Below are 12657 nucleotides of genomic sequence, written 5' to 3' on the forward strand. Positions count from 1 at the left end.
CTCTTGATCTGGTCACGGACACGCACCGCGTCGGCCCGCTGGGTCTGCGGCCCGGCGCGCCCGCGCCAGAGCTGCGTGCCATTGGCGTTGCCCGTGTGCCCGGCGCCGTCGCTGCCGTTCGCGCGCCGCGTGGAGCGCGCCGCCCGCGCGCAGGCGATCGACGTAACCGCATGAATCTGCAAGCCAATTTCGAACAGATCCCGCTCAAGGAATACGCCGAGCGGGCGTATCTCGACTACTCGATGTACGTGGTGCTGGACCGCGCCCTGCCCTTCGTGGGCGATGGCCTGAAGCCGGTACAGCGCCGCATCGTCTACGCCATGAGCGAGCTGGGCCTGGCCGCCACGGCCAAGCCCAAGAAGTCCGCGCGCACCATCGGCGACGTGATCGGCAAGTTCCACCCGCACGGCGACACCTCGTGCTACGAGGCGATGGTGCTGATGGCGCAGCCGTTCTCGTACCGCTACCCGCTGGTCGACGGCCAGGGCAACTTCGGCTCGCCGGACGACCCCAAGAGCTTCGCCGCGATGCGCTATACCGAGTCGCGCCTGAGCCCGATCGCCGAAGCGCTGCTGGGCGAGCTCGGCCAGGGCACGGTGGACTGGGTGCCGAACTTCGACGGCACGCTGGAAGAACCCAGCTGGCTGCCGGCGCGCGTGCCGCACGTGCTGCTCAACGGCTCCATGGGCATCGCCGTGGGCATGGCCACCGATATCCCGCCGCATAACCTGCGCGAAGTGGTGAGCGCCTGCATCCGCCTGCTGGATGACCCGGATGCCACCGTGACCGACCTGTGCGAGCACATCCAGGGCCCGGACTACCCGACCGAAGCCGAAATCATCACGCCGCGCAACGAGCTGCTGGCGATGTACCAGAACGGCACCGGCTCGGTGCGCGCCCGCGCGGTGTACCACGTGGACGAGGGCAACATCGTCATCACGGCGCTGCCGCACCAGGTGAGCCCGTCCAAGATCCTCGAGCAGATCGCCGCGCAGATGCGCGCCAAGAAGCTGCCGATGGTGGAGGACCTGCGCGACGAGTCCGACCATGAGAACCCGATCCGCCTGGTGGTGGTGCCGCGCTCCAACCGCGTCGACGCGGCCGAGGTGATGCAGCACCTGTTCGCCACCACGGACATGGAAAAGAGCTTCCGCATCAACCTCAACATGATCGGCCTGGACGGCCGCCCGCAGGTGAAGGATCTCAAGCGCATCCTCACCGAATGGCTGGCCTTCCGTACCGATACGGTCACCCGCCGCCTCAACCATCGCCTGGCCAAGGTCGAGCGTCGCCTGCACCTGCTGGAAGGCCTGCGCATCGCCTACCTCAACCTGGATGAGGTGATCCACATCATCCGCACCGAGGAAGAACCCAAGCCGGTGCTGATGGCGCGCTTCGGGCTCAGCGAGGAGCAGACCGATTACATCCTCGAGACGCGCCTGCGCCAGCTGGCCCGCCTCGAGGAAATGAAGATCAACGGCGAGCGCGACCAGTTGGAAGAGGAACGCGCGCGCATCAACGTGCTGCTGAAGTCGCCGGCCAAGCTCAAGGGCCTGATCAAGGAAGAACTGCGCACCGACGCCGCCAAGTACGGCGACGACCGCCGCTCGCCGCTGGTGCAGCGCGAAGCCGCGCAGGCGCTGGACGAGAGCGCGCTGGTGGCCAGCGAACCGGTCACCGTGGTGCTCAGCCAGAAGGGCTGGATCCGCGCCGCCAAGGGCCACGACGTCGACGCCGAGGGCCTCAACTACCGCGAGGGCGACAGCCTGCTGGCGGCGGTGAAGGCACGCACCACCCAGCAGGTCGCGGTGATCGACTCCACCGGGCGCAGCTATTCCACGCCAGCGCACACCCTGCCCTCGGCTCGCGGCAACGGCGACCCGCTCACTGGCCGCTTCAGCCCGCCGTCGGGCGCCAGCTTCGACGCGCTGATCGCCGGCGACAACGACACCCGCCTGATCCTGGCCAGCGACCACGGCTACGGCTTCGTGACCCGCTTCGAGGCGCTTACCGGCCGCAACAAGGCCGGCAAGCAGATCCTCACCCTGGGCGATGGCGCCAGGGTGCTGGCCCCGCAGGTCAGCACCGATCCGGCGCGCGACCGCATCGTGGTGGTCACCACCGAAGGCCACCTGCTGATGTTCTCGGTGGCCGAGTTGCCGGAACTGGACAAGGGCAAGGGCAACAAGCTGATCGACGTGCCCAAGGCCAAGCTCGCCGCCGGCGTGAAGGTCGTGGGCGTCGCCGTGGTCACCGAGGGCAAGGGCGAAGTGACGCTCTACGCCGGCCAGCGCAAGCTCACGCTGAAGTGGTCGAGCCTGGTGGAGTACGGCGGCAACCGCGCCACCCGCGGCGGCCTGCTGCCGCAGGGCCTGCGCCGCGTGGAGCGGATCGAAACCACCGGCTGATCCGCTCCTCCTGCAGGAGCGCACCCTGTGCGCGACGGACCTCGCCCGAACGTGGGCTTGGCTATCGCGCACAAGCTGCGCTGCTGCAAGATGGTTTGATGGGAACTTCGCCGTCGATTGGGGAATCGAAGTGAGCATGTGTGCACACCGGAGACGGTTGCGCGTTATGGTCAGCACGTATCCGGAGTTTTTCCCATGAAGATCATCCGCACCACCGCTTTCGCCGCCAGCTGCCTGCTCACCATGGCAGCCTGGGCGCAAAGCACCCCGCCGCTGAACCTCAAGCTGCCGGTCGGCGTGCCTGCCGCCAGCAGCAGCGCGGCCCCGGCCAGCAGCGATGGCACCACCCAGGGCGCAGGCACCGCGGCAGCCACGGGCAACACCGCGCAGGCCAGCAACGCCAGCGGCAATGCCACCAGCCAGGCCAACGCGCAGACCGGCACCTACTCCAAGGACCCGCCGGGCACCTACTACGGCGACACCAGCGGTGCGGTAGGCGACACCCAGGCGGCAGTCAGCCAGTCGCCCACCGTGACCTGCGATGACGCCACCTACAACCAGCCGCAGGTGCATGGCGCGGTGACCACCGGCGTGGTGTCCGGCAATCATTTCAGCGGCGGCTACACCGGCGGCGGCGTTACCCTGAGCCAGGCCTTCGGCAGCTGCGAACATCCCACCGGCGGCATGAGCATCTCGGTGGGTGGTACCAGCAGCCACTTCGGCCACTGAGGCGCCTTCGGCCCCGCGCTGAGCACCCTCGCGCCGGCCAGGCCGGGCTTCACCCGCTGAACCCCAAGGCGCCGGACGGGCATCACCCGCCCGGCGCTTCCGTTTTTGCCGCGGCCCGGCGGTAGTGGCCATCGGCCATGTCTTCCAAGGCACGGAAAGGTCGAAAGTTCTTGGAAAGGGATGTCCGCCAAACTGGTGCCATGGTTTACTGTCTCATCCCCATGCGCGACCCGCACCGATCGCTGCCACGCGCCTACCGTACCGGAGCCCCCTTGTGATCCAGAATGTCGAGTTCCGCTACGAGGGCGGTCGCAGCGGTGTGCTGTTGATTCACGGCCTGACCGGTACCCCCACCGAGATGCGCCTGCTGGGCAAGGGTCTCAATCGCGCCGGATACAGCGTGTACGGCATGCAGCTGGCCGGTCACTGCGGCGACGTGGACGACCTGCTGAAGACCGGCTGGCGCGACTGGTATGCCAGTGTCGAGGCTGCCGCCGAACAGTTCCGCCACGAAGTGGACCACCTGTTCGTGGCCGGCCTGTCGATGGGCGCCGTGCTGGCGCTCAAGCTCGCCGCCGAGCGCCCGGAATGGGTGAAGGGCGTGGGCGTGTACGGCGCCACCTTCCGCTACGACGGCTGGGCGATTCCGTGGTTCGGCAAGTTCTCCTTCCTGCTCCCGTTCCTGCACAAGTTCGGCATCGGCAAGCACCGCATGGTGCACGAGGGCGAACCGTACGGCATTCGCGACGAGCGCCTGCGCGCGCAGATCAGCTCCGCCATGCTGGGCGGCGACAGCGCCGCGGCCGGCCTGCCGGGCAACCCGTGGCCGTCGCTGGCCGAGATGTACAACATGGCCGCGGTGGTGAAGCGCGAGCTGCCCAAGGTCACCGCGCCCTGCCTGATCGCCCACGCCACCGAGGACGACGTCGCCAGCCTGGAGAACGCCTACCTGGTGCAGCGTTCGGTGTCCGGCCCGGTGGAAACGCTGTGGCTGAAGGACAGCTACCACATGATCACGGTGGACCGCGAGCGCCGCTTGCTGACCGATCGTTCGGCCGAGTTCTTCCGCAAGATCGCCGCCGCCTACGAACCCTGCGCACGCGCTGCAGCCTGAGGACGCCGCGTTGAGTCCGCTGGTCGTCACGTTGTGGCTGCTCAACGTCACCCTGGATACCGTCGGCCAGCTCGCCTTCAAGGCGGCGGCCGGCGATCCGCGTGCGGGTGACGGTCTTGCGCGCTGGAAATACATGCTCGCGCGCCCCTGGATCTGGATCGGCGTGACCTCTTACGTCGCCGAGTTCCTGGTGTGGATCGCCTTCCTCTCGCTGGTGGACCTGTCCGAAGGCGTGCTGCTGGGCTCGATCAACATCGTGGTGATCATGATCGCCGGCCGCATCCTGTTCAAAGAAAAGCTGACCCCGCTGCGCGTTACCGGCATCCTGCTGGTGACCGCCGGTGTGGCCATCGTCGGCGTGGCCGGTGGAGGTTGAACCCGTGAGTCGCGCCCGTTTCTACGCCATCGGCTTCACCGTGCTGGTGCTGTTCGACACCCTGGTGCAGCTGAGCTTCAAATACGCCGGCGACCACGCCTTCCCGCCCGAGGCGAACTGGGCGTGGATCGTGCGCGTGTTTGGCCATCCGTGGATCTACATCGCGGTGGTCGGCTACATCGGCAACTTCTTCACCTGGATGACGCTGCTCAAGCATGCGCCGATCGGGCCGGCCTTCGCGGTCACCCACCTGGAGGTGGTCAGCGTGATGCTGTTCTCCGTGTGGCTGTTCCAGGAACCGCTGACCTGGCCGCGCGTGCTGGGCGCCGCCACCATCGTGGCCGGCATCATCTGCCTGGCCTTCGCCGAAAGCGGAGCCCACCCCGAACACGACGCGCCCACCGAAGCCAAGGGTGCGCTGGGCGTCAGCGCCGGAGACTGAGATGCCCCGCGAGCTGCCGCCCACCGCAGGCCTGCCGCTCCGCCTCTCCGACCTGTGGCCCGGCCGCGCGCCGTTCGCCGAACAGGTGGCCCGCTGGCTGGGCGTGGAACAGCTGCAACTGGAATGCTCCGGCACCGCCGCGATGGTGGTGGCGCTGCGCGCCATGCATCGCCTGCGCCCGCAACGTGACGAGGTGATCGTGCCGGCGTGGACCTGTCCGCTGGTGGCACTGGCCATCCATCGCGCGGGACTGCGGCTGCGCCTGTGCGACCTGGCGCCCAATCATTTCGACATGGACCTGGGCCAGCTCTGCTCGCTCGCCAGCGAGCGCACGCTGGCGATCGTGCCCACCCATCTGGCCGGCCGCGTGGCCGACGTCAACGCGGCGCTGGATGTCGCCCACCGCGTCGGCGCCTATGTGCTGGAAGACGCCGCCCAGGCGCTGGGCGCCACCCAGGGCGGACAGAGCCTGGGCCTGCTCGGCGATGCCGGCTTCTTCAGCCTCGCCGTGGGCAAGGGACTCACCTTGTACGAAGGCGGCCTCTTGCTCACCCGCGACCCGGTGTTGCGCGACGCCTTTGCGGCGAGCCATCGCGATACCATCCATCGCGACGCGCGCATGGACTGGCAGCGTGCGGTGGAACTGCTGGGTTACGCCGTGGCCTACCGCCCCGCCCTGCTGCCGCTGGCCTATGGCCGCCCGCTGCGCAAGGCGCTCGCAGCCAACGATCCGGTGGCGGCGGTAGGTGATGATTTCGGGCCGGATATTCCGCTGCATACCGTCAGCCACTGGCGCCAGGCCGTCGGCGCCCGCGCACTGAAGCGACTGCCTGCATTTCTCGACGGCACGCGTGAACAGGCGCTGCGACGCGTGGCGCGCCTGCGCCAGATTCGTGGTCTCACCGTGTTCGACGATGGCCCCGGCCAGCGTGGCGTGTGGCCGTTCCTGCTGCTCACCCTGCCCAGCGGGACAGCCCGCGACGAGGCCCTTGCCGCGCTGTGGACGGCCGGGGTGGGCGTCAGCCGCCTGTTCATCCACGCCCTGCCCGATTACGGCTACCTGCGCGGCATCGTGCCCGAAGCGCGCCTGCCCAACGCGCGCAGTTTTGCCGCGCGCTCGCTCACCATCACCAACAGTCCGTGGCTGGACGACGCCACCTTCGAGTCGATCTGCACCGTGCTGCAGCGCGCGGTGGGCCTGCCAGGCTGAGCGCTTCAGCCGTCGACCGCGCCGGCGGCGACGTGCCGCCCGCCGGACAGGAACAGCAAGGCGCCCACGCCCAGGTTGAGGCAGGGCCCGATCAGCGAAAGCCCGTGACCCGACGGGATCACGATACCCATGGCGGTGATCGCATTGGCCGCCGCATGCATCAGCACGCACAGCAGGATGCTACGCGTGCGGCTGTACAGCCAGCCCAGCAGCAGGGCATTGCCCATGATGCCCAGCAGGAACAGCGGAAAATGCGCGTGGAACTGCGCCACGCCAGGCAGGAAGAACAGCGGCAGGTGCCAAAGCGCCCACACTGGGCCGATCAGCAGCGCGGCCCGCCCCTGCCCCATGGCGACGCCCCACTCCTCCTGCATCACGCCTCGCCAGCCGAATTCCTCCAGGCCACCGCCGACCAGCATCATCGCCAGCAACAGGGGAAACTGGTACCACGGCCTGATCGCCAGCGCGCCGGTCAGCGCCGGACGCAGGGCCAGCGCGATGCCGATCGCCACGAACCCCAGCAAGGCCGGCAAACCGAGTGCCACCAGATACCAGCCTGGGCGCACCCGCCAGCGCAGCACGCGCCGGTTGAACTCACGCACGGGTGCCTGCGAACGGGTGAGCCACACGGCGCCATAGGCCGCGAGGGTCGGCCCCAGCCCGCCGAGCACATACAGCGTCATGTAGACCGACTCGCCGTACGCGGCGTGGTGATCGCGCGCCAGCCCGACCAGGCTCCACCAGGCCATCCAGGTGATGGCGAAGGCGAGCGCCAGGTAGATCAGCGCACGGCGACTGCTGGGAAAGGCCTCGGCCATACCAACCTGCGTCTTTGCTGGTCGCCGGAATGAGCCGGCACTCGCTCGTGCACCGCCTGCGTCGGCGCCACGCGCCGACCTTATGCTGACCCAGTCGACGTTACGCGCTGCTTTCGGCGATGGCGGCCAGCAGGCGGGTATTGAAGCTGCGCTGCTGCGCCTGCCAGGCGTCCAGTTCGCTCTGCGGCACCGGCTCCTGGCCGTCCATGCCGCTGAGCAGGCGCTTCCACCAGGTGTGGTACTGGTAGGCCGACACTTCGCCATTGATGTCGCTGGCCACGATGCGCCCGCGCAAAGCCTCGATTATGGCCATGGCATGCGACTCCTCCAGCCGGCCCTGGTCCCAGTTGGTGCGCGCGGTATCCACGCTGAAGGCGTCCTTGTCGATCGACAGGTAGGTCGGCTGCGGCGCCTGTCGCAGCTGGCGCACGAAGGCGCAGGTGAGTTCCTCCGGATCGTCGAAGCGATGGAACGCATCGGCCAGGCCCAGGCGCGCGGCCCAGTCCACGTTGACGTCCATGCACCAGTAGCTGAGCTTGCCCGCCCGCAACGGGCGCAGGTAGTTCTCCCAGGCATGCTTCGCACCGATGTCGGCCGAGGTGATGCCGACCACGTGCACGTGGCTCACGTACGGCAGCATCGCCACGCGGCGCACCCACGAACCGCAGTGGATACCCCAGGGGAAGCGCATGTTGTCCGGATGGTTGTCGAACACCACCAGCTGGAACGGCCCGCGGGCGCGCTGGCGCTCCACCAGTGGCCAGGTGAGATGGTGGTAATCGCCCGACCCCATCAGCACCGTGCCGTAGCTGGCTGGCAGCCGGGTATCGAGATAGTCGCGCAGGCGATTGAAGGTGCGCAGGGTGCAGCCAAAACGGATCGCTTCCTGCCAGTCGGTCAGGGCCATCGTGGTCGCGCCCGGGATTTCGCCCACCGAGCTGTCGAAGTCGAGGATCAGTGGTTCACGCCTGCTCATGCGCTGCCCATTGGCTGTCACTCTCGAAGAACTTGCCCAGTCGCCGCGCCAGCATGCGCAACAACGGGTTGCGAAGATAGATCGCGTGCCGGGTCAGGGTGAATTGTGCACCCAGATACGACTTGATCTGCGGATCGGTCCAGCCGGCCACGTAATGGCTCAGGCCCTGCTCGCGGGCAAACGCCAGGTTGTGGAACCAGCTGGTGAAGTACAGGTTCTGCTCGCGTGCCTGCGGATAGGCAAAACCGACATACTTGTCGATCAGCTTGCCGTCCACCACGAAGCACAGGTTCCAGCCGATCATCGCGCCCTGGTGGCGGTACACGAACACCACGCCGCCATTGGCGGCATCGCGCAGCACGGCGGCGAAGAAATCGCGGCTGAGCTTGTCGAAGTGGATCTCGCTCTGCGCGTAGACATTCTCGTACAGCGCGTAGTACGCGTCGATCACCGCGTCGTCGGCGAAACGCGCATCGCCGCAGCGCACGGCCTCGACCTCGACCTCGTCGCGCTTGCGCAGCTTGCGGCGGATGTCCTTGCGGCGGCCGGACGAAAGCCGCCCGAGGTATTCCTCCTCGCTGGCGAAATCCATCGGCACATAGGCCAGGGCCTGACCTTCCAGCATCACGAAGCCGGCCGCCTCGCAGGCCTCGACCAGCCGGCGGTTCCAGTCCGCACTGGCGGCGTCGAACAGCGGCGATGCCTGCGGGATGTCCTTGACGATCAGCAGGCGCTGGCGACGTCCCAGCTGGTCACGCAGGGCCGATGCCAACGCAGCAGGCTGCGCGTCGCGCGGGAACAATGCGTACTCGGACACCGTGGTGCCCACGAAGGCCGTGCGCCAGCGCAGCAGGCGTCCCCACCAGCGATACCCCGGAGCTTGCACGAGCTTGTCGCGCACTTCGGCGTCCGCCGTGGTCAGCAGGTCGAACGACGCCACGAAGGCTGGCGTACCCGCCGCCTCGACGACGCTGAAATCGATGGGAGGATGCTCGGCAAACCGGGCCACCAGGGCATCCGGTTCGAGCTGGTTGAGATACCGCACAAGGCACTCCACTAGGCGCAAGTGCATAGGATACGACCCCGCAGGGGCCTCCCGCACGATTCAGCCACCGTGCGCTCTTCCATAAGGCTGCTGAAAGGGAAGCCGCGCAGGATCAAGGCGTCGCAGCCATGGGCCGGCATTCTGGACATTGCCGCCTGGGTTCGTCAGGCTTGCGTAACGACGTCCTCGCGACGTCGCACGACCCGGCGCCATGGCATCCAGGAAAGCATACTCATGAGCACAGTTCAGCAGGAAACGTTCGACATCATCGCCAAGCAGGCAAAGATCGAGCTCGACACCATCAAGCCGGAGTCCACCCTGAAGGATCTGGGCATCGCCTCGCTGGATGCCATCGAAGTGATCTTCGACATCGAGGAGCACTTCAACATCAATCTGCCCAACGAAGACACCGACCTGGAAAACGGCACCGTCGGCCAGCTGGTTGCAGCCATCGAGCGCCAGCTGGCGCAGAAGACCGCCGAATAACCGCATGCGCCGCCTCGTCATCACCGGCATGGGCGCGATCTGCGCGCTGGGCCACGACGCGCCTTCCGTATGGAAGGCGATGACCGAGGGCCGTTCCGGCATCGGTCCGATCCACCACATCCAGCCGGGGCAGTTGCGCAACGGCGGCATCGCCGCCGAAGTGTCCGACTACGACCCGGCCCATTTCTTCGACGAGGCGCGCCGCGCCCTGCTCGATCCGTTCAGCGAGTACGCACTGATCGCCGCCAATGAGGCGATACGCCAATCGGGCATCCGTTTCGATGGCGAGGCCGGCGCACGCACCGCCGTGGTGATCGGCACCGGCGCCGGCGGCGAGACCACGCGCGACGACCTGTACGAACGCCTCTATGGCGAACATCAGGGTCGCTTCCACCCGCTGGGCATCGTGCGCATGATGACCAATGCACCGGCCAGCCAGGTGAGCATGGTGCACGGCATCACCGGCCCCTCCTTCGTGGTGGCCAGTGCCTGCGCATCGTCCAACCATGCCTTTGCGCAGGCGGCAATGATGATCCGCTCCGGCCTGGTCGATGCGGCCGTCGTCGGTGGCACCGAAGCCTGCATCACCCTGGGCACGCTGCGCGCGTGGGAAGCCATGCGCGTGCTGGCCCCGGATACCTGCCGCCCGTTCAGCCAGGGCCGGCGCGGACTGGTGCTGGGCGAAGGCGCCGGCATGTACGTGCTGGAAACCCTGGAGTCGGCGCAGAAGCGCGGCGCCGAGATCCTGTGCGAACTGGTCGGCACCGGCATGAGTTCGGATGCGGGCGACATCGCCGCGCCGTCGGACATCGGCGCCGCGGCGGCCATGAACGCCGCATTGCGCGATGGCGGCATGTCGCCCGACGAGGTGGACTATGTCAATGCGCATGGCACCGGCACGGTGGCCAACGACAGCACTGAAACGCGAGCGATCCACCGCGTGTTCGGCGCGCATGCACGCGAGCTGGCGGTGACCTCCACCAAGCCCATGCACGGCCACGCGCTGGGCGCAGGCGGCGCACTGGAGCTGGTGGCCGCCATCGGCGCCATCCATGACGGCATCGTGCCGCCCACGCTGAACTACCTGGGCCCCGATCCCGCCTGCGATCTCGACTACGTGCCGAACGTGGCGCGCGAGATGACCGTGCACGCCGCCATCAGCAATTCGTTCGCGTTCGGCGGCTTGAACGCGGTGGTGGCGATCCGCCGGGCGCCGTGATGGGCCGGTCGCGCGCCGACTAGCCCAGCAGCGGCAAGATCTGTTCCCGGCTCAGCCGGGCGATCGGCAGGTCGCCTGGCTGGGCCGGATCGATCCAGCGCAGTTCCTCGATCTCGGCCTGGGGCTGGAACGGCCCTTCGGCCTGCACCTCGTAGACATCCGCCTCCACCACATGGCCTGGCTCGTTGGCTGCCGGTGCGCTGAAGCGTCCCAGCCAGCGCGCGCCTTCGCGCTGCATGATGCAGCCGAGCTCCTCGTGCAGCTCGCGCGCCAGCGTGTGCAGGTCGTCGCGGTCGCCCTCATCGCGCTTGCCACCCGGTTGCTGCAACACCTCGGCACCACGCTTGCGCACCATCAGCACGTGCCCCTGCGGGTCGCGGATCACCGCAGCGACAATGCGGATCAGCTTCACGCTCACAGCCGCGAGAAAGCCCACGACTGCAACCGCCCGTCCTTGTACGGCATAACCCCGTGGAAGGGACGCGGATCCTGGTCGAACACCAGTGGCAGGAAGTGGCGGTCGCCCTCCCACATCGGCAGTTCCATCAGCCGTTCCAGCGGCACCCATTCCAGCGTGCCCTCGGGATTGGCGGCCAGCGGCGTGCCGCTGTAGCGGTCGATCACGAAGATGAAGCCCAGCCAGTCCTCGCCCTGCTTGCCGAAGCCGGGCCAGTTGAGGGTGCCGCGCAAAGTCATCGACTCGCAGCGGATGCCGGCCTCTTCGAGGATCTCGCGATGCATGCAGGTAGCAATGTCCTCGCCCGGCTCCATTTTCCCGCCCAGGCCGTTGTACTTGCCCAGGTGCTGGTCGTCGGGGCGCGCATTGCGGTGGATCATCAAGACCTGGCTACGGTCGGGCGAGAGCACGTAACCAAGCGTGGCAACGATGGGGGTGTAAGGCATGGGTCCACAACACCGGCGAAAAGCCGGAGTTTAGACCATGCGGAGGGCGGGCTTGCGCGCATCCCGTCGCCCCGGCGACCATCTGGGGTATGCCGGCCCTTCCGAACCGACGTCCGCTGCCTGGCCGCCTGTCCTGGCTCCTGCTCGCCCCTCTCGCACTGTTGGGCGCTGCCGCCGGTTGCTCGCAACAAAGGCAGCCGGTGAACAGCAGCGAGGAGGTGTTCGAAGGACAGAACTTCCGCGTGGTCAGCATCGACCTCAAGCGCGAGGCGTTGAGCCTGCATTGGAAGAACCCGGAGAGCGGCGAGCCGTACGCCAACATCAATGCCCTGCGCCAATGGGGCATGTCGCACGGCCGGCGCATGCTGTTTGCCGCCAATGCCGGCATCTACGACCGGCAGTTCGCCCCGCTGGGCCTGCATGTGGAGGCGGGCAAGACGGTGGTGCCGCTGAACCTTGCCCACGGCAACCCGGCCTCGGGCAATTTCTCGCTGCTGCCCAACGGCGTATTCGCGATCTACCCCGACGGCCATGCCGCGGTGCACACCAGCGCGCAGTTCAAGGCCGAGGGCAAGCCGGCGCAGTGGGCCACGCAGTCGGGCCCGATGCTGGTGATCGACGGCAAGCTCAACGACCAGTTCATCGACGACTCCAACAGCCTCAAGTGGCGCAGCGGCGTATGCGCCAAGACCCCGCACGAGGTGGTGTTCGTGGTGAGCGAGGCGCCGGTGAACTTCCACACTTTCGCCCGCCTGTTCAAGGACGAACTCGGTTGCCGCAACGCGCTGTACCTGGATGGCACGATCTCGCAGTTCTACGTGGACGGCGAAGGCTATGCCGGTGCCCCCACCTTCATGGTCAAGCCCTACGCCGGCATCTTTGCGGTGTTCGCCCAGCCTACGCCGTGACCGCGGTGCATCCGCGCCGATGT

14 protein-coding genes and 1 pseudogene are annotated in these 12657 nt (G+C 67.6%); 9 read left to right on the plus strand and 6 right to left on the minus strand.

Features of this window, described 5'->3' with window-relative positions:
• A pseudogene (locus tag DVU99_RS20110) lies at window positions 1-182 on the minus strand (SPOR domain-containing protein); the annotation flags it as partial.
• On the opposite strand from DVU99_RS20110, the gene parC reads away from it, so the two are divergent.
• The 6 genes from parC (at window position 171) to DVU99_RS08395 (ending at window position 6279) form a co-directional block, all read left to right on the plus strand.
• Window positions 171-2408, plus strand: coding sequence for a DNA topoisomerase IV subunit A (gene parC / locus DVU99_RS08370; RefSeq protein WP_114239774.1), 2238 nt, complete (start codon window positions 171-173; stop codon window positions 2406-2408). The pseudogene DVU99_RS20110 and the gene parC sit on opposite strands and share 12 nt — an antisense overlap.
• 195 nt (window positions 2409-2603) lie before the next feature.
• On the plus strand, window positions 2604-3137 hold the full coding sequence (locus tag DVU99_RS08375; protein WP_114239775.1) for a hypothetical protein: 534 nt from the start codon (window positions 2604-2606) through the stop codon (window positions 3135-3137).
• Between the two features lie 274 nt (window positions 3138-3411).
• Complete coding sequence (locus DVU99_RS08380; RefSeq protein WP_114239776.1) at window positions 3412-4251, plus strand: carboxylesterase; 840 nt, start codon at window positions 3412-3414, stop codon at window positions 4249-4251.
• Between the two features lie 10 nt (window positions 4252-4261).
• Window positions 4262-4627 carry an EamA family transporter gene (locus tag DVU99_RS08385; RefSeq protein WP_232823521.1) on the plus strand — a complete coding sequence of 122 codons (366 nt, stop codon included), beginning with the start codon at window positions 4262-4264 and terminating at the stop codon, window positions 4625-4627.
• 4 nt (window positions 4628-4631) lie between these two features.
• Window positions 4632-5069, plus strand: a complete 438-nt coding sequence (locus tag DVU99_RS08390; RefSeq protein ID WP_114239778.1) for a multidrug efflux SMR transporter — start codon at window positions 4632-4634, stop codon at window positions 5067-5069.
• 1 nt (window position 5070) lies between these two features.
• Complete coding sequence (locus DVU99_RS08395; protein ID WP_114239779.1) at window positions 5071-6279, plus strand: DegT/DnrJ/EryC1/StrS aminotransferase family protein; 1209 nt, start codon at window positions 5071-5073, stop codon at window positions 6277-6279.
• 5 nt (window positions 6280-6284) lie between these two features.
• On the opposite strand, the gene DVU99_RS08400 is transcribed toward DVU99_RS08395, so the two are convergent.
• From DVU99_RS08400 to DVU99_RS08410, 3 genes are all read right to left on the minus strand, one after another.
• The gene (locus DVU99_RS08400; protein ID WP_114239780.1) at window positions 6285-7097 is read right to left on the minus strand and encodes a type II CAAX endopeptidase family protein; all 813 of its coding nucleotides are present in this window, start codon (window positions 7095-7097) and stop codon (window positions 6285-6287) included.
• 100 nt (window positions 7098-7197) lie between these two features.
• Window positions 7198-8073, minus strand: coding sequence for a hypothetical protein (locus tag DVU99_RS08405; RefSeq protein ID WP_114239781.1), 876 nt, complete (start codon window positions 8071-8073; stop codon window positions 7198-7200).
• On the minus strand, window positions 8060-9118 hold the full coding sequence (locus DVU99_RS08410; protein WP_114239782.1) for a GNAT family N-acetyltransferase: 1059 nt from the start codon (window positions 9116-9118) through the stop codon (window positions 8060-8062). The genes DVU99_RS08405 and DVU99_RS08410 overlap by 14 nt, the downstream gene beginning before the upstream one ends.
• A gap of 234 nt (window positions 9119-9352) precedes the next feature.
• Here DVU99_RS08410 and DVU99_RS08415 point away from each other — a divergent pair, with 234 nt between their 5' ends.
• Both DVU99_RS08415 and DVU99_RS08420 read left to right on the plus strand, forming a co-directional pair.
• Window positions 9353-9604 carry an acyl carrier protein gene (locus tag DVU99_RS08415; RefSeq protein WP_114239783.1) on the plus strand — a complete coding sequence of 84 codons (252 nt, stop codon included), beginning with the start codon at window positions 9353-9355 and terminating at the stop codon, window positions 9602-9604.
• A 4-nt stretch (window positions 9605-9608) separates the two neighbouring features.
• Complete coding sequence (locus DVU99_RS08420) at window positions 9609-10823, plus strand: beta-ketoacyl synthase (protein WP_114239784.1); 1215 nt, start codon at window positions 9609-9611, stop codon at window positions 10821-10823.
• A gap of 19 nt (window positions 10824-10842) precedes the next feature.
• Here the strand turns inward: DVU99_RS08420 and DVU99_RS08425 are convergent, their stop codons facing one another.
• Window positions 10843-11241, minus strand: coding sequence for an NUDIX domain-containing protein (locus DVU99_RS08425; RefSeq protein ID WP_114239785.1), 399 nt, complete (start codon window positions 11239-11241; stop codon window positions 10843-10845).
• Window positions 11238-11726: an 8-oxo-dGTP diphosphatase gene (locus DVU99_RS08430; RefSeq protein ID WP_114239786.1), complete on the minus strand. Its 489-nt coding sequence runs from the start codon at window positions 11724-11726 to the stop codon at window positions 11238-11240. Before DVU99_RS08430 ends, DVU99_RS08425 begins: the two co-directional genes overlap by 4 nt.
• Before the next feature lie 89 nt (window positions 11727-11815).
• Between DVU99_RS08430 and DVU99_RS08435 the strand changes: the two genes are divergently transcribed.
• Complete coding sequence (locus DVU99_RS08435) at window positions 11816-12634, plus strand: phosphodiester glycosidase family protein (RefSeq protein ID WP_114239787.1); 819 nt, start codon at window positions 11816-11818, stop codon at window positions 12632-12634.
• Window positions 12635-12657 lie beyond the last annotated feature (23 nt).

Origin of the sequence: Dyella sp. C9, assembly GCF_003332825.1 — a bacterium.
Lineage (GTDB): Bacteria > Pseudomonadota > Gammaproteobacteria > Xanthomonadales > Rhodanobacteraceae > Dyella.

Bases quoted from the DNA above. Each gene is read 5' to 3' on its own strand.
- DVU99_RS08420 (WP_114239784.1), top strand. From the start codon at position 9,609: ATGCGCCGCCTCGTCATCACCGGCATGGGCGCGATCTGCGCGCTGGGC.
- DVU99_RS08430 (WP_114239786.1), bottom strand. From the start codon at position 11,726: ATGCCTTACACCCCCATCGTTGCCACGCTTGGTTACGTGCTCTCGCCC.
- DVU99_RS08435 (WP_114239787.1), top strand. From the start codon at position 11,816: ATGCCGGCCCTTCCGAACCGACGTCCGCTGCCTGGCCGCCTGTCCTGG.
- DVU99_RS08415 (WP_114239783.1), top strand. From the start codon at position 9,353: ATGAGCACAGTTCAGCAGGAAACGTTCGACATCATCGCCAAGCAGGCA.
- DVU99_RS08395 (WP_114239779.1), top strand. From the start codon at position 5,071: ATGCCCCGCGAGCTGCCGCCCACCGCAGGCCTGCCGCTCCGCCTCTCC.
- DVU99_RS08375 (WP_114239775.1), top strand. From the start codon at position 2,604: ATGAAGATCATCCGCACCACCGCTTTCGCCGCCAGCTGCCTGCTCACC.
- parC (WP_114239774.1), top strand. From the start codon at position 171: ATGAATCTGCAAGCCAATTTCGAACAGATCCCGCTCAAGGAATACGCC.
- DVU99_RS08405 (WP_114239781.1), bottom strand. From the start codon at position 8,073: ATGAGCAGGCGTGAACCACTGATCCTCGACTTCGACAGCTCGGTGGGC.
- DVU99_RS08400 (WP_114239780.1), bottom strand. From the start codon at position 7,097: ATGGCCGAGGCCTTTCCCAGCAGTCGCCGTGCGCTGATCTACCTGGCG.